The sequence below is a fragment of the Streptomyces sp. NPDC021093 genome (genome assembly GCF_044333135.1).
GTDB lineage: Bacteria > Actinomycetota > Actinomycetes > Streptomycetales > Streptomycetaceae > Streptomyces.
This window is the reverse complement of sequence record NZ_JBIRQJ010000002.1, coordinates 125,812-149,580: the sequence shown is the minus strand read 5'-3', so window position 1 is coordinate 149,580 and position 23,769 is coordinate 125,812. Positions and strand designations below refer to the sequence as shown.

Annotated in this window: 21 protein-coding genes and 1 pseudogene; 9 read left to right on the top strand and 13 right to left on the bottom strand. The window is 70.2% G+C overall.

The features are described from left to right. Positions 1 to 37 precede the first annotated feature (37 nt). Positions 38 to 340: a hypothetical protein gene (locus tag ACH4SP_RS05850; RefSeq protein ID WP_398409817.1), complete on the top strand. Its 303-nt coding sequence runs from the start codon at positions 38 to 40 to the stop codon at positions 338 to 340. After that, positions 309 to 926, top strand: coding sequence for a protein kinase (locus tag ACH4SP_RS05845; RefSeq protein ID WP_398409812.1), 618 nt, complete (start codon positions 309 to 311; stop codon positions 924 to 926). The genes ACH4SP_RS05850 and ACH4SP_RS05845 overlap by 32 nt, the downstream gene beginning before the upstream one ends. Positions 927 to 956: 30 nt before the next feature. Here ACH4SP_RS05845 and ACH4SP_RS05840 read toward each other — a convergent pair whose 3' ends face one another. Continuing rightward, on the bottom strand, positions 957 to 3,650 hold the full coding sequence (locus tag ACH4SP_RS05840) for a tetratricopeptide repeat protein (protein ID WP_398409805.1): 2,694 nt from the start codon (positions 3,648 to 3,650) through the stop codon (positions 957 to 959). A 298-nt stretch (positions 3,651 to 3,948) separates the two neighbouring features. Here ACH4SP_RS05840 and ACH4SP_RS05835 point away from each other — a divergent pair, with 298 nt between their 5' ends. The 3 genes from ACH4SP_RS05835 (at position 3,949) to ACH4SP_RS05825 (ending at position 5,430) form a co-directional block, all read left to right on the top strand. After that, entirely contained in the window at positions 3,949 to 4,107 is a 159-nt protein-coding gene (locus tag ACH4SP_RS05835) for a hypothetical protein (RefSeq protein ID WP_398409803.1), read from the top strand. A 292-nt stretch (positions 4,108 to 4,399) separates the two neighbouring features. Then, the gene (locus ACH4SP_RS05830; protein WP_398409800.1) at positions 4,400 to 5,164 is read left to right on the top strand and encodes a hypothetical protein; all 765 of its coding nucleotides are present in this window, start codon (positions 4,400 to 4,402) and stop codon (positions 5,162 to 5,164) included. Continuing rightward, entirely contained in the window at positions 5,161 to 5,430 is a 270-nt protein-coding gene (locus ACH4SP_RS05825) for a helix-turn-helix domain-containing protein (RefSeq protein WP_398409796.1), read from the top strand. The genes ACH4SP_RS05830 and ACH4SP_RS05825 overlap by 4 nt, the downstream gene beginning before the upstream one ends. Before the next feature lie 161 nt (positions 5,431 to 5,591). Here the strand turns inward: ACH4SP_RS05825 and ACH4SP_RS05820 are convergent, their stop codons facing one another. The 3 genes from ACH4SP_RS05820 to ACH4SP_RS05810 form a co-directional block, all read right to left on the bottom strand. Further along, positions 5,592 to 6,824: a 3'-5' exonuclease gene (locus ACH4SP_RS05820; RefSeq protein WP_398409791.1), complete on the bottom strand. Its 1,233-nt coding sequence runs from the start codon at positions 6,822 to 6,824 to the stop codon at positions 5,592 to 5,594. Between the two features lie 248 nt (positions 6,825 to 7,072). Then, entirely contained in the window at positions 7,073 to 8,515 is a 1,443-nt protein-coding gene (locus ACH4SP_RS05815; RefSeq protein ID WP_398409782.1) for an alpha/beta hydrolase family protein, read from the bottom strand. Next, positions 8,512 to 8,685: a hypothetical protein gene (locus ACH4SP_RS05810; RefSeq protein ID WP_398409779.1), complete on the bottom strand. Its 174-nt coding sequence runs from the start codon at positions 8,683 to 8,685 to the stop codon at positions 8,512 to 8,514. Before ACH4SP_RS05810 ends, ACH4SP_RS05815 begins: the two co-directional genes overlap by 4 nt. 111 nt (positions 8,686 to 8,796) lie before the next feature. Between ACH4SP_RS05810 and ACH4SP_RS05805 the strand changes: the two are divergent. Beyond that, a pseudogene (locus ACH4SP_RS05805) lies at positions 8,797 to 9,018 on the top strand (MaoC family dehydratase); the annotation flags it as partial. Here the strand turns inward: ACH4SP_RS05805 and ACH4SP_RS05800 are convergent. Beyond that, positions 9,009 to 9,239, bottom strand: a complete 231-nt coding sequence (locus tag ACH4SP_RS05800; protein ID WP_398409776.1) for a hypothetical protein — start codon at positions 9,237 to 9,239, stop codon at positions 9,009 to 9,011. The pseudogene ACH4SP_RS05805 and the gene ACH4SP_RS05800 sit on opposite strands and share 10 nt — an antisense overlap. A 172-nt stretch (positions 9,240 to 9,411) precedes the next feature. On the opposite strand from ACH4SP_RS05800, the gene ACH4SP_RS05795 reads away from it, so the two are divergent. Further along, positions 9,412 to 10,644 (top strand): DUF2993 domain-containing protein, encoded by a 1,233-nt coding sequence (locus ACH4SP_RS05795; protein ID WP_398409772.1) that lies wholly within the window; start codon positions 9,412 to 9,414, stop codon positions 10,642 to 10,644. Between the two features lie 124 nt (positions 10,645 to 10,768). After that, positions 10,769 to 12,832, top strand: a complete 2,064-nt coding sequence (locus ACH4SP_RS05790) for a prolyl oligopeptidase family serine peptidase (protein WP_398409768.1) — start codon at positions 10,769 to 10,771, stop codon at positions 12,830 to 12,832. 55 nt (positions 12,833 to 12,887) lie between these two features. Here the strand turns inward: ACH4SP_RS05790 and ACH4SP_RS05785 are convergent, their stop codons facing one another. After that, positions 12,888 to 15,233: a collagenase gene (locus ACH4SP_RS05785; protein ID WP_398409760.1), complete on the bottom strand. Its 2,346-nt coding sequence runs from the start codon at positions 15,231 to 15,233 to the stop codon at positions 12,888 to 12,890. A gap of 164 nt (positions 15,234 to 15,397) precedes the next feature. On the opposite strand from ACH4SP_RS05785, the gene ACH4SP_RS05780 reads away from it, so the two are divergent. Continuing rightward, on the top strand, positions 15,398 to 16,822 hold the full coding sequence (locus ACH4SP_RS05780) for an aminopeptidase P family protein (protein WP_398409722.1): 1,425 nt from the start codon (positions 15,398 to 15,400) through the stop codon (positions 16,820 to 16,822). 206 nt (positions 16,823 to 17,028) lie between these two features. Here the strand turns inward: ACH4SP_RS05780 and ACH4SP_RS05775 are convergent, their stop codons facing one another. The 7 genes from ACH4SP_RS05775 to ACH4SP_RS05745 form a co-directional block, all read right to left on the bottom strand. Continuing rightward, positions 17,029 to 17,463, bottom strand: coding sequence for a VOC family protein (locus ACH4SP_RS05775; RefSeq protein ID WP_398409714.1), 435 nt, complete (start codon positions 17,461 to 17,463; stop codon positions 17,029 to 17,031). Positions 17,464 to 17,561: 98 nt separating this feature from the next. Further along, positions 17,562 to 18,281, bottom strand: a complete 720-nt coding sequence (locus tag ACH4SP_RS05770; protein ID WP_398409711.1) for a GntR family transcriptional regulator — start codon at positions 18,279 to 18,281, stop codon at positions 17,562 to 17,564. 40 nt (positions 18,282 to 18,321) lie between these two features. After that, the gene (locus ACH4SP_RS05765; protein WP_398409709.1) at positions 18,322 to 19,728 is read right to left on the bottom strand and encodes an aldehyde dehydrogenase family protein; all 1,407 of its coding nucleotides are present in this window, start codon (positions 19,726 to 19,728) and stop codon (positions 18,322 to 18,324) included. Further along, entirely contained in the window at positions 19,725 to 20,741 is a 1,017-nt protein-coding gene (locus ACH4SP_RS05760) for a proline racemase family protein (RefSeq protein WP_398409707.1), read from the bottom strand. Before ACH4SP_RS05760 ends, ACH4SP_RS05765 begins: the two co-directional genes overlap by 4 nt. 37 nt (positions 20,742 to 20,778) lie before the next feature. Next, positions 20,779 to 21,714, bottom strand: a complete 936-nt coding sequence (locus ACH4SP_RS05755) for a dihydrodipicolinate synthase family protein (RefSeq protein WP_398411736.1) — start codon at positions 21,712 to 21,714, stop codon at positions 20,779 to 20,781. 90 nt (positions 21,715 to 21,804) lie between these two features. Further along, positions 21,805 to 23,166 (bottom strand): NAD(P)/FAD-dependent oxidoreductase, encoded by a 1,362-nt coding sequence (locus tag ACH4SP_RS05750; protein WP_398411734.1) that lies wholly within the window; start codon positions 23,164 to 23,166, stop codon positions 21,805 to 21,807. 79 nt (positions 23,167 to 23,245) lie between these two features. Next, the gene (locus tag ACH4SP_RS05745; protein ID WP_398409705.1) at positions 23,246 to 23,602 is read right to left on the bottom strand and encodes a (2Fe-2S)-binding protein; all 357 of its coding nucleotides are present in this window, start codon (positions 23,600 to 23,602) and stop codon (positions 23,246 to 23,248) included. Between the last annotated feature and the right edge of the window lie 167 nt (positions 23,603 to 23,769).

Sequence of the window (23,769 nt, the reverse complement as noted above, 5' to 3'; positions counted from 1 at the left end):
CCTATTCCATTTCTGCGTGGAGGAAAGAAGGGTGAACATGAGGGAGATCAAGGAGATCGGCAACGTGGAGAAGGGTTACGAAGTGCTGGACATGGTCGGCGATGGCGGCCAAGGCGACCTCTTCCTCGGCCGTGACCGCAGGAGCGGGGCGAAAGTAGCACTGAAGCTTCAAAAGGCCCGAGATCTCGGCCCGAGGAGCATTTTCTCCGAAGACGGAGAACGACTCCTGGCAGAGGGGTCTCTGATGATGAAACTGACAGGAATTCATCATCGCTGCCGGAACACATCGAGGACGCCGATGCCTGGTCATGGAATTCGTCGAGGGTCGCCAACTGCATGACGTCCTGTCGGATGCCCTGCCCATCAGATATCCCGAGGCCATCGCGTCCATTATCGGTCAACTGTGCGAAATTCTACGGGAAGTGCACGATCGGAATCTGGTGCACTGTGACCTCAAACCCGAGAACGTCATCGTGCAACCGGACGGCCGCCTCCGCCTCATTGACATGGGCCTCGCCATCACGGCAGGCCAGAAGACGTGCGACAGCCGCGGCACGCGCGGCTGGGCCTCCCCCGAACAGTCCGACGCGTGCACTCCGGGCCTGACACGGCAGGCGGACATTTTCGGCCTCGGGTGCATGCTGATCGAAATGACCGTCATGCGGCTGCCCTACGGCGGACTGGAGGAATTGGCGGAGCCGGGTGGGCCGGTGCTGCCGCCCGAAAAGCTCGCCGCGCTCCCCCCTGAGTTCGCCTCGCTCGCGCTGTCGATGGTTCGGTGGAACGCGGAGGAGCGCCCCGCGGATGTCCGCGAGGTGTTCGAGCAGCTCCGCCCGCATCTGCCCGCGCTGGGCTCACGGTGGTCCTCGAAACGACTGCGCCCTGACCCCACCGAGTACTACCGCACGCATGAGCCTCGGTTGTGAGGATGCCCCGGCGGCCGCCAGCCAGGCGGGTCACCTCAGCCCTTCCAGTCGCTCCCGGATCTCACGAACGCCTTTGCCGCCCATCAGCTCGCGCAGCACTACGACCCTCTCCAGCTCCTGAACTGCTCTGTCGGTCTCACCGGCGGAAACGAGGACCTCCGCGAAGAGCAGCCGTGTCTTGTCCTCGTTGACCCCGTCCGCTCGTTCGCGGTAGATGTCGCAGGCCTGCTGGTACAGGGAGACGGCCTCGTCCCGTTCGGAGCGGGCCAAGTGCACCTTGGCCAGGGTGAACAGCACGTCGGCCAGGCCGTTGCGTTCCCTTGTACGCTCCACCGCGCGAAGGGCATCGGCACACCAACGGAGCGCCTGCTCATGGTCGCCCTGGTCGAGGTGGAGCGCACCGAGAGCGTTCAGGGCGGCAGCCTCCCCGACCGTGTCGAACACCCCCCGGCACAACCCCCTTGCCTGGCACAACGCTTCCTCCGCCCCCGCCCGCTCACCCTGCTTGCGCAGGGTGAGTCCGAGTCGGTACAGCGACCGTGCGAGGCTCAGTCGGCCCTCCTCGCTGTGGTCCTGTTCACTGAGCCTGACGGCCCGACGCAGGTGGCCCACAGCCTCGTTGTACTTGCCGAGCCGCCAATGGGTACCTGCCAGCATTCGGTGGACCATGGCGCAATCGATCAAGGAGCCGACGGACTCCGCCGCTTCGACGGCGTACCGAAGGTTCTTCTCAGCGTCGTCCAGTAGGCGACGGTGCCACTGATAGGTGCCCAGGGCCATGGGAAGCAGCCATACATACCGCTCGATGCCCTGGTCGACGGCCAATCGGATGCCTTGCTGGACAGTGAGGTATTCCTCGTCCAAGAACGTCATAGCGTCCCCCGGTCCCACGAGGTCCGCGACCGTAACCCTGTCCGGCTCTCCGATGGGCAGGTCACGTTCGTGGTCGAGTGTCCGGTCACAGGCCCGGACGTTGTGCAGTTGATGTTCCAGCACCTGCCGTACGGTCGCCCGCTCGATGTCGGTCATCTCCTGGTCCGGTTCCGGCTGCATGTACCGACGGGCGAATGCCCGCACGAGGTCGTGCAGCACGTAGCGATCGCCCTGGTGCTCCACCAGGTTCGCAGTCACCAGATTCATCAGGGCCCGGTCGGTGCGCGTTCCTTCGCCCCCCACCCTCCCGAGATCCATCACCGCTTCCCAGGAGGCAGAGGGCCCTGGGTGGACGGCGAGCTGCCACAACAGCAGTCGGGCCTCCTCACCGAGTACACGTACGGAACAGTTCAGCGCGGCACGGACCGACATTTCGTGCTCCGGCAGGTGCAGGGTCTCCAGCCTGGCCCGCTCCTCCTCCATCTCCAACGCCAGGGCGCGGATGGTGCGCAGCGGACGCACACCGCTGTCCAGGAGTCGGGCCACCACGGTGAGGGCCAACGGCAGTCGGCCGCAGTGCCGGACCAGATCACGGAACGCCTGGGCATGGACCGCCCGGTCCTTGGGCGACACCTTCTCCTGGAGCACCTCCAGCGCATCCGTCTCTCGCAGCGGCTCCATCTTGCGAAACAGCACCTTTCTCTCTGAACGGAGTCGCAAGAGGTCGTTGCGGCTGGTGACGATCACAGCGCAGCGGCCGTCTCCGGGGAGCAGCGGCAGCACCTGCTGGGCGTCGAGCGCGTCGTCGAGGACGATGAGTGCCGAGCGACCGGCCAATGCCGACCTCAGTGCATTGCTCTTGCTCTCCGGGCCGGTCACCGCGGTGTAGGGCGGCAACGCGGCCAAGAATCCGTCCAATACCTCTTCCGGATCGGCGGGCCGCGCGTTCCCGTCGGCGAACCCGTTCAATCCGGAGTAGAGCACCCCGTCGGGGAATCGCTCCCGCAGCCGGCGGGCGAGGTGAATGGCCACCGTGCTCTTCCCGACACCTGGCATGCCGCTGATGAGGACCAGTGTCAGGTTGCCGGCGTTCTGTTCCTCGCACACAGCCTCTTCGAGGCTGCGGATCAGTTCGTCCTGCCCGAGCGGCTTGCGGCTGCTGGCGGGCAACTGGTCGGGTACGGGTGGCGGGAGCATACCGCCCGGTCGGGGGGCGATTCCCCGAACATGGTCGATGGCTCGCTGCAACTCGGCGTCCGGCTCTCCATTGCGCCGTTTCCAGTCCTTGATGAGGCGTTGGCGTCGGCGCACCGGCAGGTCGTGGTGGGCGAGCAAGTAGAACCGGAATACCTGGGGCAGTTCCGGTGCGCGCTCGAACCACTTCTCGGTCTCCTCGCGGAGCCACTTCACTTCCAGGGAGTGCCAGGCGGCGTCCATCCGGGCGTACACGGCAGCCATCAGCTCGGCCCGCAGTTCCTCCCGGCGCAAACAAAACGCCCTCTCGGTCAGCCCGCGCAGCGGTTCCCCACCGTCCCACTCCGCTAGGGCCGCCCCGAGTTGCTCAAACTGCTGCGGAGCGTGCTGCCCTGCGGCTCTCGCCGCCCCGTCTCGGAAGCGGAGGAGATCGACGCTGGCCTCCGGCAGGCGGAGCATGCAGTAGCCGGATTTGCCACCATGGGGCACGATCTCCAAGCCCAGTTGCTTCCGCAGTTTGGAGACGGCTTGGTTCACCAAGTCGTGGGCCTCCTCGACGCCCGGCCAGAGGGCTTCGGCGATCTCCTCACGGGTGCATCGGTGGTCCGGTGACGTCGCCAGAAGCGCGAATAGCGCAGCCGCCTTCGTTCCTGCCAAGCCTCTTCCTCCGCCGTCCCCTTCGGCTCTGACCGGGCCCAGCACGTGCCCCTCCATCACCCTTCCCTCCGTCGCGCCAGAAGCGGTGATCCGGCCTCTCGACTGCACCCTTCATCTTTGCGCTGCGGTGTGCCCCTCCACACATGCTTGCTCCTTCACGCCTCCCTCTCTCAGTTTTTCCTCAGTTTCCGCTCTGCGGCCGCCTCCCATGCCTGGGCACGATGGCACCAGCCGCTCTCAGAAGTGCGAGAAGACGGCGAGTGAACCATCAGCCCATCAGGAAGGAACCGCAGGCCCAATGAACAACCGTCAACGAAACCGTCGAGCGATCCGCCTCCGCCAGTCCCCCGGCTGGCCGCCCACCCGCCGCCGGCGGACGGCCGACCGGCCCGAAGGCACCACGCCCGCGACCCCGCCCACCGAGGCACCGGACGACTCGCCGTCCGAGACCACCTGAGTTTCACAGTTCGTGGGTGCCCGTCCCGGGCGGGCACCCACTCCGGCCCCACCCCTCCGGCCTTCCCCGACCGGGCGAGCCAGCGGTCTTCCGCACCTGTCACACGCTCATGGTCAAAGGCAGCGTTCCCTGGTCGACAAGTCCAATACCGCACACGTACGCATCAAAGTGGGGCCCCTGGGGCTGCTTCCCGTTTCACCCCCATTTCGACGCTGTGCCACTTCGCTGCACGTCAACCCGTCCAGCACCTCGACGCCTCCGGCCTCTTCAACTCAGAGCGAGGAAATTTCTGATGTATCCACCCCCCAGCAGTACGTTCGCCTCGGTGAGGCGGTACTTCGACGAACCCCGGGTTCGCGACGCGACCCTCGTAGTCGTTCCTACGGACACCGACGCAGCGGAGCCGGTCCGGCTGACCGTCGCCGAAACGCACGAGGCCTTGCACGGGCCGGGCTCCGAACCGCAGTTCGCCTCTCTGGTCTGGAAGGAATTACTCCGCAACGCAGTGAGTGACCGCACTCCACACGGCACCGGGAAGCTCCTGGTGATCTGGCTCGCTCTGCCCCGGTTGACCGGGACGGTCCACCGCGTCTGCACACGTCTGTGCGCCGATCGGTCAGATGTGGAGTCCGAGATGGTTCTGGCCCTCCTGGAGGAACTGGCCGCTCCGGAGGCGGCAAGCCGCCTCTCCGACACCTCTCTGGTCCACGCGGCACGCACCAGGGCGTGGTGCTTCGCACGTGACGGCATGCGGGAGCACCCCTCCGCCCAGGTCGAACGCCTTGCCCAGGACAGCGCACTGGCCTCGTCCGACGGAGAGACGGAAACTCCGGCCGAGGAGGGTCTGGACGTACAGGTCGACCGTCCTGATGGACCGGATGGGCTGCACGCCCCGCTGCGGTTCCGGGTACGTCCGGAACATCTGCGCAGGGATGCCCTTGTCGACGCCGATGGCGAGCCGGGCGGATGCTCGGCTCACCACGGCCGCCGGAAGAAGCAACGATCCGAATGCCGCGCGGGCTCTCGGCCGGTCCGCCCTACGGGGAGGCGGACATGAGGGCCCCGACAAGGGACCGGCTCAGTTTCACCGAGATGTTCGACCTGCCCGTCGCGGTTGACCTGCGCACGGCGGCCCGAGCGCTCGGGATCTGCTCGACGACCGCGTATCGGCTGATCCGTGAGGACAAATTCCCCTGCCTCGTCCTCCGCGTCGGGGGCAGGTACAGGATTCCCACCACTGAGTTGATGCGTGCCCTCGGGATCGAGGACCGTCCGCTGTACAGCCTGGACCTGGCCGTAGAAAGGCAGAGCCCAGCCGTGTAGCCAGAATGAAGAGAGGTTCGTGTCCCCACCACCGTGCGGCCACGTGGCATCAGTCGCGGGGCCGCACGGCCTTGCCCTTCACGTCCCGCGCAGTCCCTCACCCAGTGCCGGCCCGCTGGGTCGCCTCCGGGTGATCATGCATAAGGGCAGAAACTGTCTGTTCAGGCCGCCGCAGAGCCGGACGGCGGGCCGTCTTGGGTGAGAAGTTCGGTGGCGCTGAAAGCGGCGCGATCGGCGTCTTCGGGGAGGAAACGGCTGGCCCGGCCGTTCCAGGTGATGACGAGCTCATCGCGGGCCCGGGTGGCTGCTACGAACAGCAAGGAGCGGGCACGTTGCAACTCCTGCCGGTGTCGCTCCGGCTGGGTGAATTCGTAGGCGTCGATGCGCTGGTGAGGAACCTGACCGTCGCTGATGCCGGTGAGGAACACCCGTTGGAACTCAAGCCCCTTGAAGCCGTGCATCGTGCCGATGCGCACCCCCTCGGGGCTGCGCGGACCGTCCTTGGTGAGCTCGGTGACGGGGATGTTGAACGGTTCGGAAGCCAGGGCGAATGCCATCTGGCTCGCGGCGGCTCGGTCGGGAACGCTGATGGCCATCGCTGAGTACGGCGTGCCGTATTGGTCGTGGCGCTCCCTCACCAGGGTCGCGACGGCTCTCATCTCGGTCTGCCCGTCCGGGGCACGCCAGAACTGCGGGGCGAGGCCCATCAGGATCGAACGGTATCCCCGCAGGTCGTCCGAGCCCGCGTCGAGGTCGTCGAAGCTCTCACCGTCGACGAGGCCGTGCGCGCTGGTGAGGATCTGGTGCGTGGTGCGGTAGTTGAGGGTCAGTCGGCGCGAGGCGCGGCCGCGGGTTTCGATGCCGAGACGGCCGAGTACGACATGGTGGGAGTAGATGCGCTGGTGGGCGTCGCCCACTAGGAAGATGTCGTTGGGTCCCTTGCTCACCATGGCGCGCAGCATCCGCCAGTGGGAAGCGGAGAGGTCCTGCGCCTCGTCGACGACGATGTGCTGGTAGCGGGGTTTGAGCCACATTCCGCTGCCGGCCTCGCGGTGGATGAGATCGAGGCCGCCGTGTTCCTCCTTGTAGCGGGCCTGTTCCTCGACCCGAGCCATGCAGTGGTTTTCGATGCGCGCGGCACGGTCGGCGATCAGGGCGTACGTGGTCCTGCGCGGCGGGCCCTCCAGGGCGGCCTGGTACGCCGCAGCGAGCTGCCAGGTCGTGACGCGCTGGGCACGCTGCAGTCGGCCGCGCTTCGCGCGTTCAGCACGCAGGTAGAGCGGCAGGGTGCCGCAGCCCTGGGCGAGGATGACGTGCTTGAAGTCCGCGTCCAGGAAATCCGCGTCGAAGTCGTAGACGCCCGCATCCGTGCACACGGTGTGCCGGAGGTTCATCGCCGTCTTCCGCCATGATCTCCGCGACGGTGTTACGACACCTGCCACCCCTCCTCCCACAGATCGGGGGTGATCCTCGGTGACCCGTAGGTCCCGCCCGACCAAGCCTCCCCTGGGACTTTCCTGGGACTTTCAGCTGCACCAAGCGGTACGACATTGAAAGAAGGGAAAGTTCATCTTCCCTGGTCAGGAGCCCTCGGACACCCGTTTATGCAGGTGACAGCCCTGCCGAGTCTTTTCCGGGACATCTAGGCCCCGTTCGATCGCTTGCCGTCGTACGGGCGGTCGTTCGTCCGGTCGTACGGGCGCGGGTACGGGGCCGGGCGGTAGCGGGCGTAGCGGGCCGGCCGGGTCGGATCCGCTTGCGCCGCGAGGGAGTTGAGGACCTCCGGGGTGTTCTGCCAGCGGCCGGTGTCGAGGCGCATCTCCAGGGTGCGGAGGGCGGCGAGCGTCTCGCCGGGGGTGAAGGTGCAGTGGCCGGGCCCGTCGACGTACGCCTGCTGGAGGAGGCGGGACGACGTGCCCGCGCCCCTGGCCGCCCGGAGGTGGCCGCTCTCGACCTGCACCGGGACGAAGCCGTCGCCGGTGGTGTGGATGTCGAGCTGGGGTTTGACCAGACGGCCGGTGAAGGTGCTGGTACGGCGCATCCAGGCGGCGGCGGACGGGTCGGCGGTGATCCTCGGGGCCTTGTCGAGAGCGGCGAGGTCGGTACCGAGGCGGATCCCGGCCTTCTTGTACAGCGCGCCGACCTCCTTGAAGTGGGGCGACCGGGCGAGCATCGCGGCGTGGTCGACGCCGGTGTTCCAGGACGGGTTGCCGCCCGCGCGGGCCTCGGCCTCCTGCCGCCAGCTGAAGCCGCTGGTCGAGATGAGGCCCTGAACTCCCGCGTACTGGTTGGCCTGTTGGGCGTCCCAGTCGGTCGGGGCGGGCTTCGGCTGCGCGGGGTCGTTGTGGCCGGGGACGTTGTAGAGGGCGGCGACCAGGGCGATCCTGGCGCGGCCCTCGGGGGTGTTCTGGGCGGCGGCGGTCGCGGCCTTCGCCGTGGCGGCGGCGTCGAGGGCCGCCTGCCGGTCGCGGAAACCGGCGATCGGGACGGTGGGCGCGAGGAGGGTCTTCAGGGCGAAGGTGGTGTCGAGTGTGTTGTTCCAGTTGGCGACGCCCCCGTGGGTCAGTCCGCACATCGAGAGGGTGCCGTCGAAGCGGGCCCAGTGGCGCTCGGCGAGGGCGGTGGTGATGAGTCCGCCGTACGACTCGCCCCAGGCCAGGGTGCGTTCGGCCGCGCCGAGGCGCCGGGTGAAGAGGTCGAGGGTGGCGAGCTGGCCGGGGACCGCGTCGGTGACGGCCCAGCCGGTGGAGGCGTACGAGGAGCCGATGAGGGCGTAGCCGTCGGCGAGGAGCTTCTGGTGGACCTCGGGGGACGGGGCGTTCTCGGCCGGGTTGGGGGTGCCGGTGGGGCGGTAGCCGTGGCTGTAGAGGAGCACGGTGCCGTTCCAGTCGGCCGGACGGTCCATCACATAGCTTGCCCCGGAGGGGAGTCGGCCCTCCAGGTGGACCCCTTCAGCGGGTTCCGCGCGGGCCGGGGCCTGGGCCGCGCCGGCCGAGGTCGCAACGGCCGTGGTCGCAACGGTCGAGGTCGCGATGGTCGAGGCGATCAGGGCGGCGGCGAGCAGCGCGGTGCTGCGGGCTCTCATCGGCGTACTCCTTCTGCGGTCGCGGGGGCTGCCGCGGAGGCAGGGGCGGGGACGTCATTCTCGGTCAGGGCGTCGGCGCTCGTCTCGGGCATCCGCCACAGGGTGACGACGGTGATGAGCGCGCCCGCGCAGAGCAGTACGGCGAGCGGGGTGCTGCTGCCGTCCTGCACGGCATCGGCGTCTCTGACCCCCAGTGGGGCGCGGCGCCGCGCGCGGTCGTCGTCGCGCGGGTGGGGTCGGCGGCCGGGCCCGAGGAGATCCTCGGCTCGCTCGGCGGGCGGCTCGACGTCGAGGGCGTCCGCACCAAGGTCGACTACGGCCTGAACAAGGTGCGTTTCCCCGTGCCCGTACCGGCCGGTTCCCGGCTGCGGCTGGTCGCGAGGCTCACCGAGGTGAAGGACGTCGCGGGCGGTGTGCAGATCACCGTGGGTGGCACGATCGAGATCGAGGGCGGGGCCAAGCCCGCCTGCGTGCTGGAGAGCGTGTCCCGGTTCTACGCCTGAGCCGGCGCCCCGGTCCGTACCGGCACCTCGGCCTGCTCGGCCGGCCAGTCGTCCGGCGGGTGCAGGAACTCCTCGTAACGAAGGGCGAGTTCGCGCAGCTGCCAGGTCTCGGGGAGCGAGAGGCCGAGCAGGGTCCAGGTCCCGCCCAGGAAGGTCAGCGTCAGCGACTGCGGTCGCAGGGCTTCCGGCGGCCTGGGTCGGAGGGACTCTTCGGCGATCACCCGTCCACCGTAGCCGCCGGACGGAACCGTCCCCCGGTGGAGTAAAGGCGCCAAATGCTACGAAGCCGGTCATCGAGCTTGCGTTCGAGGGTAGTGCGCATGGTGGGATGACGCGATGCGACCCCCCACACGCATGAACCCTCACCCCGAATCCCCCCACATACGGAACGAATTGAGCAATTCCAGTAACTCCGGCAATTCCAGCAGACCACGCAATCCGTACGACGAACTCGCCCGTCTCGCCCCGCCCGAACCCGACTACGCGGCGTACGAGCCGGACGAAGGGCTCCTCGGTCTCGGCCTGAAGTCGGACCGCGACGACGAGGACGACGAGTGGCAGCCCCCGAACCACCGGGGCAAGAGCCGCTTCGGTGCCGTCCCCGTGGTGTTCAAGGTGGCCGTCACCGGTGTCGTCGTGGTGGCGTTCCTGCTGCTCGCGGACCGGTTCGCGCTGATGTACGCGCAGGACAAGGCCGAGGACCAGCTGAAGAAGTCGCTGAAGCTGGCGACGGCGCCCGAGGTGAAGATCCACGGCTTCCCGTTCCTCACCCAGGTCTTCGACAAGCGTCTGGACCGCGTCGACGTCGCCGTGCCCGACGTCGACGCCGACCGGGTGTCCATCGCGGAGGTGCGGGCGACCGCCCACGACATCAGCATCGTGGGGACCCTGCCGTCGTCGATCCAGGGCGCCGTCATCGGCAGCGTGGAGGGTGACGTACTGCTCTCCTTCGACGACCTCAACCGTGAACTCGGCTCGTCCCAGGCCAAGTTCAAGAAGGACGGCCACGACCGCATCAAGGTCAGCGGCGAGCTTCCGATCGCCGGCACGAAGGTGCTGATCGGCGCGGAGGCCCACATCAAGCGCGACGGTGACCAGGCCGTCTCCACCACCATCGACCACATGCGCCTCGACCTCCCCGGCATCGTGACGTACCGGCCGGGCAAGGACCGCGCCACCTCCGGACTGCGACTGCACCCGCAGGCGGCGGCCGCGCTGGCCAAACAGGGTGAGCGGATCAAGGCGATGCTGGCCGTTCCCGCGGTGGTGGAGCGGCTCGGCGTACCGAAGGAGTGGGTGAGGAAGGCACTGGGCAGCGAGGCGGAGCTGCACAAGCTGACCGGGTCGCCGCAGTTCGTCAAGCAGCTGATGAGCCTCAACCTGGTGGATGTGGTGATCGACCACCCGTGGCTGCTGGAGAAGGTCGGCATCAACCAGAAGATGATCGCCTCGCTGCTCGCGATGCGTCCGCCGGAGCTTTCGGAGAAGCTGTCGATGTCGTTCCGGCTGCCGAAGACGCCGGGCGAGCTGCGGCTGCGGGAGATCAAGGTGGAGCCGGAGGGCATTCGCGCCGACCTCAACGGGACCGGGCTGACCTTCGGGGACGTGGCAGGCAAGGACACATGAGGGGGAGGGGGTGGGGTGTTGTGCCCCCACCCCCTTCTGGCCGCCCCACCGCACCGGTCGCGGGCAATGCCATTTCATATGTCACATCCTTGACCGTGGCCGTACGACGGGCGACGATCTCCCCATGTCTCTGCCACCCCTCACCGATCCCTTCCTCGGCCTCTCCGCCCGCACCGGCCGCTTCACCTACGGTGCCCCGCGCGCCGCGTCCTTCGCCGAAGGGGGGCGGCTGTTGTACTTCCTGCGCTCGGCCGGCCCCACCGACCCGTACGACAGCCTCTGGGTGCTCGACACCGGCTCCGGCGAGGAACGGCAGCTCGCCGACCCGCGCATCCTGATCCCCAGTGGCGGCCAACTCCCCTTGGTGGAGCGGCAGTTGCGGGAGCGCATCCGGCTCGTCGCCGCGGGAATCGGTGCGTACTCCCTCTCCACCGACGGCGGTTCCGCGGTCTTCGCACTGTACGGCCGCCTGTTCCGGACCGGCACGGGACCGGACGGCAAGCCGGAGGAGATCCAGGCGGCCGGGCCCGTCTTCGACCCCCGCCCGAACGCCGACGGCTCGCGCGTCGCGTACGTCAGTGAGGACCGGCTGTACGTGGCCGAGTGCGCCGACGGCGTCTCGCACCCGGCCTCCCCGGACGACGGCGCGCGCTGGGGCATCGCCGAGGCAGCCGTGGCGGAGGACCTGGGCCGCTCGCGCGGGCACTGGTGGGCTCCGGGCGGACGTGCGCTGCTCGCCGCCCGGGTGGACGAGTCGGCACTCCCCCGGCTCGACTACGGCGGCGAGTTCGCCTACCCCAGGGCGGGCGGACCGAACGCCGACGTACAGCTGTGGGTGCTGGAGAGCGGGGATCCGGTACGGCTGGAGTGGGACGCGGCGGCCTACCCCTACGTCACGGACGCGAGCTGGGAGTCCGACGAGGAGATCCTGCTGACCGTGCGGGACCGACTCCAGCGCGAGGCGCTGCTGCTGTCCGCCGACCCCGCCACCGGCAGCACCCGCGTGCTGTCGCGGACCTCGCATCCGCTGTGGGTCGACGAACTCCCGGGCACACCGGCCCGGTTGGAGGACGGGCGGATGCTGACGGCCGCCGACACCGCGGACGACGAGGCGCGCGGCCTGGCCGTGGACGGCCGGCTCCTGACCGGCAGCGACCTTCAAGTGCGCTCCGTCGAGGGCGTGTTCGGCGGTTCGCTGGTCGTCACGGCTGCCCTGGACGAACCGGCCGACCAGCACATCGTCCTCGTCGACCCGGACAGCGGCGGGCTGCGCCCGCTCACGCGCGGCCCCGGGGTGCACGGTGTCACGGTGTCTCCGAAAGCCCTGCTGATCACCTCCGCGGACCCCGGCGGTCAGGTCCGGCGCACCGTACACACCGAAGAGGGACGGGAGTTGACTCTGCGTGACCTCTCCGAGCCGCTCCCGCACCGGGTCGTTCCGCGCCTCGCCCGGGTCACCGAGCACTGGCTGCCGACCGCCCTGGTCCTGCCGCGCGGGCACGTCGCCGGACAGCGGCTGCCGGTACTCCTCGACGTGTACGGCGGCCCCGGCGCGCAGGCCGTGACGAACGACCCGCGCACCCAGCAGCACCGCCAGTGGTGGGCCGACCAGGGCTTCGCCGTGGTGTCGGTCGACAATCGGGGCACCTCGAACGTCTCCCCCGCCTTCGCGTACGCCATGTACCGGGGCTTCTCCCGGGTCACCCTCGACGACCAGGTGGCGGCGGTGCGGGAACTCGGCGCCCGTTACCCGGAGTTGGACCTGTCGCGGGTGGCCGTGCGCGGCTGGTCGTACGGCGGCTATCTGGCGGCGCTCGCGGTACTGCGGCGGCCGGACGTGTTCCACGTGGGCATCGCGGGCGCCCCGCCGACCGACTTCCGTACGTACAACACCGCTTACACGGAGCGCTATCTGGGCATGCCGGCCGAGCACCCCGAGGTGTACGAGGAGGACTGCCTGGTCAAGGACGCCCCGAACCTGAGCCGTCCCCTCCTGCTGATCCACGGCCTCGCCGACGACAACGTCCACCCCACCCACAGCCTCGCCCTCTCCCGGGCCCTGACGGAAGCGGGCCGGGAACACGAGCTGCTCACGCTGCCCGGGGTGTCGCACATGACGCCCGGCGGTGTGCGGGAGCAGCTGATGGAGCGTGAACTCGCCTTCCTGCGGGGGACGCTGGAGTTCTGACGTCGCGAGGGCGGTCCCGTGGGGCGAGGCGCCTCCCGGGACCGCCCTCCCGTCGCTAGCGGCGCAGCGGGCCCTCACAGACGTAGTCGGCGGTGCCCGCCTTGCCGCCGGACCAGACGTCGACCTTGCCGAAGGAGCAGTTCATGTCGGCGAGGTTGTTCGCGGCGGGCTCGGCCCGGTCGAGGATGAAGTAGTCGACCGTCTCGGACATGTCCTTGAACACCTGGTTGGCATCGGTGGAGTTGCTGAGGTTGGCGGTGATGCGGCCGGTGCAGGTGAAGCGGCCCAGTTCCTTGCCGCCGTCGTCCTTGCAGACGGGGTCGCTGGAGGTGGCGGCCTTGAAGGCCGCCTTCACGTCGGTGACGGCCGTGTACTTCAGTGAACCATTGGGCGTGTACTGGGTGTTGGGCACGAAGAGCTGGTCGACGATGGCGATCTGCTGGTCGAGGAACGCGTCGTAGCCGCGCTGCAGGTTGGCGTCGGAGCCCTGCTGGTTGCGCCAGGCGTCGAAGGCCGCCGGGTCGTTGGCCCGCAGGTACCTGTACATCTCCTGGAGCTTGCCCGGGTGGTCGCGCCACAGGTACTCGAAGAAGGTTCCGGCGTACGGGTAGAAGCGGAAGCCGTCGTTGTCGTAGGTGGCGTGCAGGAGTTGATTGACCGTCATGCGCGGTCCGCCGCCCGCGGTGTCGGCGATGATGCTCTTCACCAGCGACTTGCGTACGGCGATGCCGTCGTCGCGGGTGGCTCCGTCGAAGAACTCTCCGGTGCCCTCGTCCATGGCGGTGGTGCGGTCGTTCTGGTACCAGGGGCCCTCGCCGAACGAACCGTGCACGGCGAAGCGGCCGTTGAGGTAGTGGACGTACTCGTGGCGGAAGAGCTCTTCGAGGGTCAGCGAGGAGTCCTGGGGGACGCGGCGCTGGTAGGTGTAGAAGGTGGCGCCCTTCTCGATGTAGACGCCGCCGTTGTTGGTGTCCATGCCGGTGAGCAGCGGGTGGTAGTTCTCGTAGTCGGCGCGGGAGGCGTACAGGACGATGTTGAGGGTGGTGTTGGTGTCGCCCGCGATCGGCTCGGTACTGCCGACCACCCGGTGGAACTGGGCCTTGACCTGCTTGGACGCATAGTAGAGCTGGTCGACGGTGGCGCGGTCGAGGCCGGTGCGGACCTTGATGGCGCCGTTGTCGTAGACGTAGGTGTACGGGAAGATCCGCTTCTCGATGTCGCTCTTGCAGATCCCGTACTGCTCGCAGGCGCCGAAGTAGTTGAGCCAGGTGGCGACCTTGGCCCAGGGCTGGCTGCCTTCGCCGAAGTTCTGCTTGGTGGTGGTCAGGAGGGTGCCGAGGTCGGCGACGACGCCGTCCTTGAGGGCGGGTATCTCGCCGAACCTGCCGTACTCGCTGAGGGCGTCGCGCACGACCCAGGCGTTGTCGGTGCCCTTGAGGTGGGTGTGGCCCGCGAAGGCCTTGAAGGCGTTGCGGTACGTGGCGTCGGCCGCGACGGCGGCGCGGAACGCGGTGTCCTGGTTGCCGGAGTAGACGCCGAGGTAGTTGAGGGTGAGGGCGGAGAGGGCCGCACCGGCCCAGTCCCGGTCCTTGTGGGTGGCGGTGTGGGACGGGTCCATGGTGGCCAGGACCTTCTGGACCAGGCCGAGTTGGTGCTGTCGCAGGCCGGGGGCGCTGGCCGCGATGAGTGCTTCGCGGAGGGTTTCGGCGTTGGTCCTGGTGACGTCGAAGGTGCGGGCCGCGGTGCCGAACGCGGCGATCGCGCGGCGCATGGCGTCGACGGTCGGGGCGTCCGTGACGTCGATCTCGTCGCGCGAGAAGTCGTGGTACGCCACCGCGTGGAGGTAGGTGAACATCTCCAGGAGGTGGGTGGTGTTCTTGCCGTCGTGGGAGGCGGCGAGGGATTCGGCGCGCCGGGAGACGGCCTGGACGTGCGCGTCCGACATCACGGGGACCAGGCGGGCGTCCCAGTTCCAGATGAGGTCGCGCAGACAGCCGTTGGCGGTGACGGCCGGGTCGGCGAGGAAGTCCGCGAACTGGGCGGGGCCCAGGCCGGTGATGCCGTCGAGGGTGCAGGGGGCCACGGCCGCTCTCGGCGCCGCGGGTCTCGCCGCGCCGGGTCTCGCGTCCTGCTTCAGGGCCTTCGTCCAGGCTCCGGGTATCCGGCCCCGGTCGGTGCGCGCACCTGGTGCGGGCGCGGGTGTCCTGGTCAACTTCGGTGTGGTGGCGAGGCGCTGGACCTCGTCGAACGGATTGGCGCCGGGGGTTGCCGCACGGGGCTGCGGCTTCCGGTCGGCGGCGGAGCTCTGCGCGGGAGGCACGGGTGCGGCCTGGGCGGACTGGACGGCCGGCAGGGCGAGGGTGGTCGCGAGAGTGGCGGCCAGCAGGATCCTGCGCGGCATACGCGGGTGAGACACCTGAATCTCCGGATCTGTGTGGGGAGTTGAGGGGCCGGTGCCGACGGTTGCCGTCGGCTTCCGCACCCCGAGGTGTGACCCGTAACATAGTAATGTGAAATTGTACTGACAAGACTTCAGACAACTCCCCTGTCCCCGGAGGCGAAAAAGTGACCCCGCACCCCTCGAAACCCACTCAAGCCGCCCAGCTCTTCCAGTCGCCCGCGCCCGCCCAACTCCACACCGTCAGTCATGACTTGCCGGTTTCACCCGCCCTCGACGCCTACATGGCCGACCGGTGGGCGCCGTCCGCTCCCGCGTCCGGCGCCCGGGTGCCGGGCTTCGAGCACTTCGCGGGGCGGCGCGCCAGGCTCGCGGCCCGCTTCCCCGGCGAGCGACTCGTCATACCGGCGGGCGAGTTGAAGGTGCGGTCGAACGACTGCGACTACCGCTTCCGGCCGCACAGCGCGTACGCGTGGCTGACCGGGCTGACGACGGAGGACCAGCCCGGTCATGTGCTGGTGATCGAGCCGGACGGGGACGCCGTCCTTTACGTACGGCCGCGCTCGCCCCGCAGCGACGGACGCGGCGAGTTCTTCCGGGACCGCAGGTACGGGGAGTTCTGGGTGGGCCGACGGCCCGACCTCGACGAGGCCGCGCAGCTGACCGGCATCCGGTGCGCCCACCTGGACGACTACACGCCCTCCGCCGCCGAGCGGCGCGCGCACACGGATCAGGAACTGGCCGCCGCACTGAGCGAGTTGAGGCTGGTGAAGGACGCCTGGGAGGTCGGCCAGATCCAGCTCGCCGTCGACCACACCACGGCCGGCTTCGAGGACGTCGTACGGTCGCTGCCCGCCGCTCTCGCGCACCGGCGCGGCGAGCGCTGGATCGAGGGCGTCTTCAACCTGCGCGCCCGCGCCGAGGGGAACGGCCCCGGCTACGACACCATCGCCGCCGCCGGCGCCCACGCCTGCGTACTGCACTGGATACGCAACGACGGCCCCCTCGACCGCGACCGGCTCCTGCTGCTGGACGCGGGTGTGGAGACCGACTCCCTCTACTGCGCCGACATCACCCGCACCCTCCCCCTGTCGGGCCGCTTCTCACCGGTCCAGCGGCAGGTGTACGACCTGGTGCTGGCCGCCCAGGACGCGGGCATCGCCGCACTCAAACCGGGTGCGAGCTTCCGTGACTTCCACCGGGCGTGCTCGGCGGTGCTGGCGGAGGGGCTGCACGACTGGGGCGTGCTGCGGGTGTCGCCGGAGGAGTCGCTGCGTGCGGACAGCGGGCTGCACCGCAGGTACTCGCTGTGCAGCTCGGGCCACATGCTGGGGCTCGACCTGCACGACTGCGCGCAGGCGAGGGCCGACCAGTACCTCGACGGGGTACTGGAGGAGGGCCAGGTCCTGACGGTGGAGCCCGGCCTCTACCTGCAGCCGGACGACGAGACGCTGCCGTGGGAGCTGCGCGGCATCGGCGTCCGCATCGAGGACGACCTGGTGATCACGTCGGAAGGCGCCCGCCTGATGTCCCACGCCCTCCCCCGCGAGGCCACGGCGGTGGAGGACTGGATGGGCAACCTACTGGCCTAACCCGCCCTGCGAGCACACGGGCCGCCGTCCCCTGCGGGCACACGGGCCGCCGTCCCCTGTGGGCACACGGGCCGCCGCCGCCCTGTGGGCAGATGGGCCGCCCATGGGGCGGAACGGGTGGGCACAGGGCGGCCCCCGCGCGGAGCCGCCCCCTCGCTCCGGCCCACGCTCGCTACCGCCCACCCGCCCTCGCTACCGCCCAACCCCTACCGCTCCGACAACGGCGCCGGCGCCTCCTGCACCACCCACCCATTCCCGTCCGGATCCTTGAAGAAGGCCCACGAGTTCCACGTGTCCCCCTTGCCCTCTTCCCACCCCTTCTCTCCCAGGTGCATCACAGGGCTCACATCCACCCCACGCCCTGCCAGTCCCTCCCGGCCTGCGAGGATGTCGACCACGCACAGCTGAAGCCCCTGGAGCGAGCCGGGAGCGGCTGGAGTGACCCACTCCGACGGCGGGGTCAGCCCCTTCGCGAGGGCGATCGAACAGCGCGAGCCCGGCGGAGTCAGCTGCACGACCCGGGCCGTCTCGCTCATCTGCATGTCGACGTCGACCTTGAAGCCGCACTTCTCCGCGTAGAAGTCCTTCGCCCGGTCGATGTCCGAGACCGGCACGGGGACGATTTCGAGGGTCCATTCCATGGGGTGTCCTCCACTACTGAGGCGCTGCACGGCCGAATGGGGACTGCTCGGCCGAATGACCGGACAGTCCCCATCCTGGTACGCGCCCCCGCCCGCCGCTAGCGGACGCCCAGCTTCCGGGCGGCCGGAAGCGTGCTCGGCACCGGTTCGGCGCGGGACTGCGCCCACAGCGACCGCACGTGCCCGAGATGGCGGGCCATGCAGGCCTCGGCCGCCGCCGCGTCCCCGGTCAGCATCAGATCGAGGAGCTCGATGTGCTCCTCGGCCGACGGCAGCAGTTCATTGCGCTCGTCGAGCCGGGTCAGCCCGTAAAGACGGGAGCGTTTGCGCAGGTCACCGACCGTCTCGACGAGCCGCTCATTGCCCGCGAGCCCGAGCAGCGTCAGATGGAAGCGGCGGTCGGCCTCCAGGTAGCCGATCAGGTCGTGCTCACGGGCCGCCGCGACGATCTCCTCGGCGACCGGACGCAGCGCCTCCAGTTGCTCGTGGGTGGCGGTCCTGGTGACCTGCCCGATCACCGGCACCTCGATGAGCGCACGGATCTCGCTGTACTGATCGAGGTCGCGCTCGCTCACCTCGGTGATCCGGAAGCCCTTGTTCCGTACGGGTTCGACAAGCCCCTCGCGGGCCAGGTCGAGCATCGCCTCGCGCACGGGCGTGGCGGAGACGCCGAAGTCCGCGGCGAGACCCGGCGCGGAGTAGACGGACCCTGGGCGGAGCTCGCCCGCGATGAGGGCCGCGCGCAGGGCGTTGGCGACCTGGTCGCGGAGTCGTTCCTGGGCGGTGATCAGGTGGCGCTGCTGCTTCAGTTCGCCCATGGCGGCCCTCCGGGTTGCTGCGGACTGCCAGCGTACAATGTCACGTTGCGCTCATCGTGGCCCGGTGCAGCGAGTAGGTGCGGGAGGAAGTGTAGAAGTCCAGCGCGCTGCGGCCCTGTTCGCGCGGGCCGTGGCTGGAGGACTTCGTACCGCCGAAGGGCAGGTGGAAGTCGACACCCGTGGACGGGGCGTTGAGGCGGACCATGCCGGTGTCGAGGCCGTCGAGGCCGTGCAGTGCGGCGTCGAGGTCCCCGGTGTGGACGGAGGTGACGAGGCCGTACGGGACCGCGTTGGTCATCCGGACCGCCTGGTCGAGGTCTGCGGCGTGCAGGAGGACCGCGATCGGCCCGAAGACCTCTTCGCGCAGCAGCTGATGGCCGGACGGCACCTGCTCGGCGAGTGTCGGCGCCGTGTACCAGCCGGGTCCTTCGGCGGGCTTTCCGCCTGCCAGCAGGGGTACGTCGCAGGCCGCGTCCAGCACCTTCCGGCGCGCCTGTTCCGAGATCAACGGGCCGCACACGGTGGCGGGTTGGGCCGGATCGGCGGCGGGGATCGCACGCAGGGCGTCGGCGAGCGCGTCGCGCAGCGGGCCGAGTGCCGGGCCGACGGCGACGACGCGGCTGGTGGCGGTGCACTTCTGGCCCGCGTATCCGGCGATCGCGGCGGCGATGTCGGCGGCGGCGCGCGCCGGGTCCGCGTCGGGCAGGACGAGGGCCGCGTTGAGACCGCCCATCTCGGCCTGTACGGGGATGCCGCGCGCGGTGGCGGTGCGCACGACGGCGCTGCCGGTGACGGTCGACCCGGTGAAGGAGACGGCGTCCACGGCGGAGACCAGGGCGTTGCCCTCGGGCGCACCGCCGGGAATGACGGTGAACACCCCGTCGGGAAGCGTCTGTTGGAGCAGCTCGGCAAGGCGCAGGGCGCAGGCGGTGGCCTCCGGGGCGGGCTTCAGGACGACGGAGTTCCCGGCGGCGAGTGCCGGCGCCGCCTTCCAGACGGGGATGGCGTACGGGAAGTTCCAGGGCGTGATCAGCCCGGCGACGCCGCGTGGCCGTCGGCGGGTCAGGAGGAACCCCGTGCCGCCCGCCGGTTCGTGGACGGATCCCGTGGCGTCGTACGGCAGTTGGGAGTAGTAGCGGAGGATCGCGACGGTGCGTGCCACTTCGGCGCGCGCCTCGGAGAGCGGCTTGCCCACCTCTCGTACGGCCAGGTCCGCCAGCTCGGCGGCCGCCTGCTCGACGGCGTGGGCGGCGGAGGTGAGCGCCGCGGAGCGGGCGGCTGCCCCGCCCGCGTACCAGGCGCGGTGCGCGTCCCGGGCGCGGTCGGCGGCCTCGACCGTGCGCCAGATGCCGGTGCTTGCCACGTCGGCGACGACGTCTCCCGGGTCCGACGGGTTGCGGGAGACGACGCGGGTGGCGAGCTGGGGGCCCGTCGGTGTGCCGGTCACAGGAGGAATCCTCCGGGGAAGGGGTCGGTGGGGTCGAGGAAGTACTGGGCGGTGCCGGTGATCCAGGCGCGTCCGGTCACGGTGGGCACAACTGCCTTGATTCCGCCGACAGTTGTGGTGTCGACGAGTCGGCCGGTGAACTCGGTGCCGATGAAGGACTCGTTGACGAAGTCGCGGCCGATCGGGAGTTCGCCCCTGGCGTGCAGCTGGGCCATCCGGGCGGAGGTGCCGGTGCCGCACGGCGAGCGGTCGAACCAGCCGGGGTGGATGGCCATCGCGTGCCGGGAGCGGACGGCGTCGGATCCTGGGGCGGCGAAGTAGACGTGCTTGAGGCCGCCGATCCGGTCGTCCTCGGGGTGCACGGGGCGGTGCGCGGGGTCGGAGTTGACGGCGTCCATCAGGGCGAGCCCGGCCGCGAGGATGTCGTCCTTGCGGGCGCGGTCGAAGGGGATGCCGTCGGGGCCCACGGAGTCCAGCGGGACGAAGGCGTAGAAGTTGCCTCCGTACGCCAAGTCGTAGGTGAGCGTACCGAGTTCGGGTACGTCGATCTTTCGGTCGAGGGCGACGCTGAAGGCGGGGACGTTGGTGAAGGTGACGGCGGTGGCCGCTCCGTCCTTCACCTGTACGTCGACGGAGACGAGTCCCGCCGGGGTGTCGAGCCGGATCGTGGTGACAGGTTCCTGGACCTCGACCATGCCGGTCTCGACGAGGACGGTGGCGACGCCGATGGTGCCGTGGCCGCACATGGGGAGGTAGCCGGAGACCTCGATGAACAGGACGCCGTAGTCGGCGTCGGGGCGGGTCGGCGGCTGGAGTATCGCACCGCTCATCGAGGCGTGGCCGCGCGGCTCGTACATCAGCAGGGTGCGGAGGTGGTCGCGGTGCTCGGCGAAGTTCAGGCGGCGTTCGGCCATGGTGGCGCCGGGGATGGTGCCGAAGCCGCCGGTGATGACGCGGGTGGGCATGCCCTCGGTGTGGGAGTCGACGGCGTGGAAGACGTGACGGGTGCGCAACTGGGCCTCCGGATAAGGGTGTTCGGCCGTACCGGAATCAGCGGTGGCCGTCGGCGATGAGCTTCTCGGTGAGGGCGCGGAGGGCTGCCGCCTGCCCGTCGGGAAGCGGGAAGCGCGGCGGGCGGGTGGGGCCGCCGTGCTGTCCCGCGAGGTCCATGGAGAGCTTGATGGCCTGGACGAACTCGGTCTTGGAGTCCCAGCGCAGGAGCGGGTGCAGGGCCCGGTAGAGCGGCAGGGCGGCGTCGAGGTCCCCGGCGACGGCGGCCCGGTAGAGGGCGACGGAGGAGACGGGCAGCGCGTTCGGGTATCCGGCGATCCAGCCGACGGCTCCGGCGAGGGCGAGTTCGAGGAGCACGTCGTCCGCGCCGATCAACAGGTCGAGGTCCGGGGCGAGTTCGGCGATCTCGTACGCCCGGCGGACATCGCCGCTGAACTCCTTGACGGCGACGATGCTTCCGTCGGAGTGCAGTGCGGCGAGCAGCTCCGGGGTCAGATCGACCTTGGTGTCGAAGGGGTTGTTGTACGCGACGACGGGCACGCCCGCGCGGGCGACCTCGGCGTAGTGCGCACGTACCGAATTCGGCTCGGCCCGGAAGGCGTTGGGCGGCAGGAGCAGCACGGAACCGGCCCCCGCCTCGGCGGCCTGGTCGGCCCAGCGGCGGGACTCGGCGCTGCCGTAGGCGGCGACGCCCGGCATGACGCGGTCACCGCCCGCGACCTCGACGGCGGTACGGACGACGCGGGCGCGCTCGTCGTCGGTGAGGGTCTGGTACTCGCCGAGCGACCCGTTGGGCACCACGCCGTCGCAGCCCGCTTCGAGGAGACGGGCCACCTGGGCCGCGTAGGTGTCGTGGTCGACGGTGAGGTCGTCGTGGAAGGGGAGGGTGGTGGCGACCATGATGCCGTGCCAGGGGCGGAGCCGGGCGGAGGACGTGGCGGCGCCGCTCGCGTGGTTGCCCGTGGTGCTGTCCATCGCGTTCATATGAGAGCTCCCTATAGTGGTGTGTGACATTTTATTGAAAGGCGTGCGGGCCCGGCAAGAGGGCCCGGTGCCCGACTCGGGCTATTCGCGGGCGAGTTCACCGAGGGTGAGCGGGCAGGCGAGGGGGCGACGGTCGGCCGATTCGCCTGCCGGGCCGTCCGGGCCACCGGCCAGCCGGGCGACGGCGGGGCCGCACATCCGGCCCTGGCACCAGCCCATCCCTGCCCGCGTAAGGAGCTTGACCGTGCGGACGTCGCGGGCACCGAGGTCGCTGACGGCCTCGCGGACCTGCCCTGCGGTGACTTCCTCGCACCGGCAGACGTCGGTGTCGGAGTGCAGCCAGTCCGCCCAGCCGGGGCCCGGGGCGTGTGCCGCGGCCATGGCGTCGGCGAACCGGCGCAGGCGGTCGCGGCGGGCGGCGCGTTTCCCGTCACGGCGTCCGACCATGTCGAGTGCCGACAACTCACCCTCGACGAGGGCGAGTTCGGCACCGCCCACGCCTCCGGTCTCCCCCGCGGACCAGACGCCCGGGACGGTGGTGCGCTGTCGGTCGTCGACAGCCAGGGCGTGTGTGCCGTCCGGGGTGCGGCGGGTGGCACAGCCGATGCCGGTCGCCAGCTCCACCTGCGGGACCAGGCCGTGTCCGACAGCGAGGGCATCGCAGGGGATGCGTGTCCCGGTACCGGGTACGGGCTTCCAGTCGCGGTCGAGCCGCGCCACGGTGACGGCCTCCACGCGGTCGGTGCCGTGAACTTCCGTCACCGCGCTGCGGGTTCGCACCCGGACGCCGTGCCGGAGGAGGGCTGCCGCATGTACGGCGCCTTCGGCGAGCTTGCCGGGGTTGGCCGCCAGCGCGCCGGGGCGGCGGGCGTAACCGGCGTAACCGCTCGCCTCGACGACGACCGGCACGGTGGCACCGGCGGCGGCGAGCGAACCGGCGACGGCGAGGAGCAGCGGGCCGCTCCCGGCGACGACGATGCGCCGACCGGGCAGCACGAGTCCGGCCTTCAGCATGGCCTGCGCTCCCCCGGCACCCACCACACCGGGCAACGTCCAGCCTGGAAAGGGCAGTTGGCGCTCGTACGAGCCGGTCGCGAGCAGCAGCCGCGCGGCGTGCACGGTGTCCCGCCCACCGGCCCCGTCGGGCCCGCGGACCACCTGCACGGCCCATGCGCCCTCCTCGCCCGTGACGGCCCACACCTGGTGCTCGGCGAGGTGCCGCACCCGGCCCGCCGCGAGGTGGGTGGCCAGTTCGGCGGCCCGGCGGGCGTACGCGGACCAGGAGTGGTGCAGCGCTTCGGGCCGCCGGGCCCTCAGCCCGGGGGCGGGATGCCGGTAGAACTGCCCACCGGCTCTGGCGGCGGAGTCCACCAGAACCACCCGCAGCCCGAGCCCGGCGGCCGTGACGGCGGCGGCGAGCCCGGCGGGGCCGGCGCCGACCACGGCGAGGTCGTAGAGCTCCGAGCTCTCGGGCTTGTCGAACCTCTCGGGCTTGTCGAACTTCTCGGACTTCTCGGGCTTCTCAGACGGCGAGGTCTGCACGGCCGTGTCCCTCCTGGGTGGTGACGATGTCGCCCGGCCGGGCGGGCACGAGGCAAGCACGCTGGTTCGCGACGGAGTTGACGGTCGCGAGGCAGTCGAAGCAGGACCCGATCCCGCAGAACGCCCCACGGGGCCGCTCCTCGCGGCGGGTGGTCCGCCAGGAGAGGATCCCGGCGGCCCAGAGGGCCGCGGCAACGCTCTGCCCCGGCAGCGCCGCCACCGGCCGCCCGTCGAAGCTGATCTCGAAGGGCGGTTCGGGGGTGGCTCGGGCGAGGGAGAAGGGGGTGCGGGGGACACGAGGGGTACGAGGGGTACGAGGGGTACGAGGACTGGGCATGAGCGGTCTCCTTCCTTGGGGCGGCATCTCCGGCCCCTCAGGCGTCCGAGGAACGGGGGTCCGGGGGCGGAGCCCCCGCTACGGGTCCGGGCAGCGCCCGGGGAACGGTGGAAGGGCGGGGCGGGGAGCAGCGCCGCGGGCAGTCCCGCGCCCGCCCGACCCCGCTC

What these genes read in the sequence shown, in the direction of transcription:
- ACH4SP_RS05850 (WP_398409817.1), top strand. Translation starts at nt 38, where the DNA reads ATGAGGGAGATCAAGGAGATCGGCAACGTGGAGAAGGGTTACGAAGTG.
- ACH4SP_RS05845 (WP_398409812.1), top strand. Translation starts at nt 309, where the DNA reads ATGGAATTCGTCGAGGGTCGCCAACTGCATGACGTCCTGTCGGATGCC.
- ACH4SP_RS05835 (WP_398409803.1), top strand. Translation starts at nt 3,949, where the DNA reads ATGAACAACCGTCAACGAAACCGTCGAGCGATCCGCCTCCGCCAGTCC.
- ACH4SP_RS05830 (WP_398409800.1), top strand. Translation starts at nt 4,400, where the DNA reads ATGTATCCACCCCCCAGCAGTACGTTCGCCTCGGTGAGGCGGTACTTC.
- ACH4SP_RS05825 (WP_398409796.1), top strand. Translation starts at nt 5,161, where the DNA reads ATGAGGGCCCCGACAAGGGACCGGCTCAGTTTCACCGAGATGTTCGAC.
- ACH4SP_RS05820 (WP_398409791.1), bottom strand. Translation starts at nt 6,824, where the DNA reads ATGAACCTCCGGCACACCGTGTGCACGGATGCGGGCGTCTACGACTTC.
- ACH4SP_RS05815 (WP_398409782.1), bottom strand. Translation starts at nt 8,515, where the DNA reads ATGAGAGCCCGCAGCACCGCGCTGCTCGCCGCCGCCCTGATCGCCTCG.
- ACH4SP_RS05790 (WP_398409768.1), top strand. Translation starts at nt 10,769, where the DNA reads ATGTCTCTGCCACCCCTCACCGATCCCTTCCTCGGCCTCTCCGCCCGC.
- ACH4SP_RS05785 (WP_398409760.1), bottom strand. Translation starts at nt 15,233, where the DNA reads ATGCCGCGCAGGATCCTGCTGGCCGCCACTCTCGCGACCACCCTCGCC.
- ACH4SP_RS05775 (WP_398409714.1), bottom strand. Translation starts at nt 17,463, where the DNA reads ATGGAATGGACCCTCGAAATCGTCCCCGTGCCGGTCTCGGACATCGAC.
- ACH4SP_RS05770 (WP_398409711.1), bottom strand. Translation starts at nt 18,281, where the DNA reads ATGGGCGAACTGAAGCAGCAGCGCCACCTGATCACCGCCCAGGAACGA.
- ACH4SP_RS05755 (WP_398411736.1), bottom strand. Translation starts at nt 21,714, where the DNA reads ATGGACAGCACCACGGGCAACCACGCGAGCGGCGCCGCCACGTCCTCC.
- ACH4SP_RS05745 (WP_398409705.1), bottom strand. Translation starts at nt 23,602, where the DNA reads ATGCCCAGTCCTCGTACCCCTCGTACCCCTCGTACCCCTCGTGTCCCC.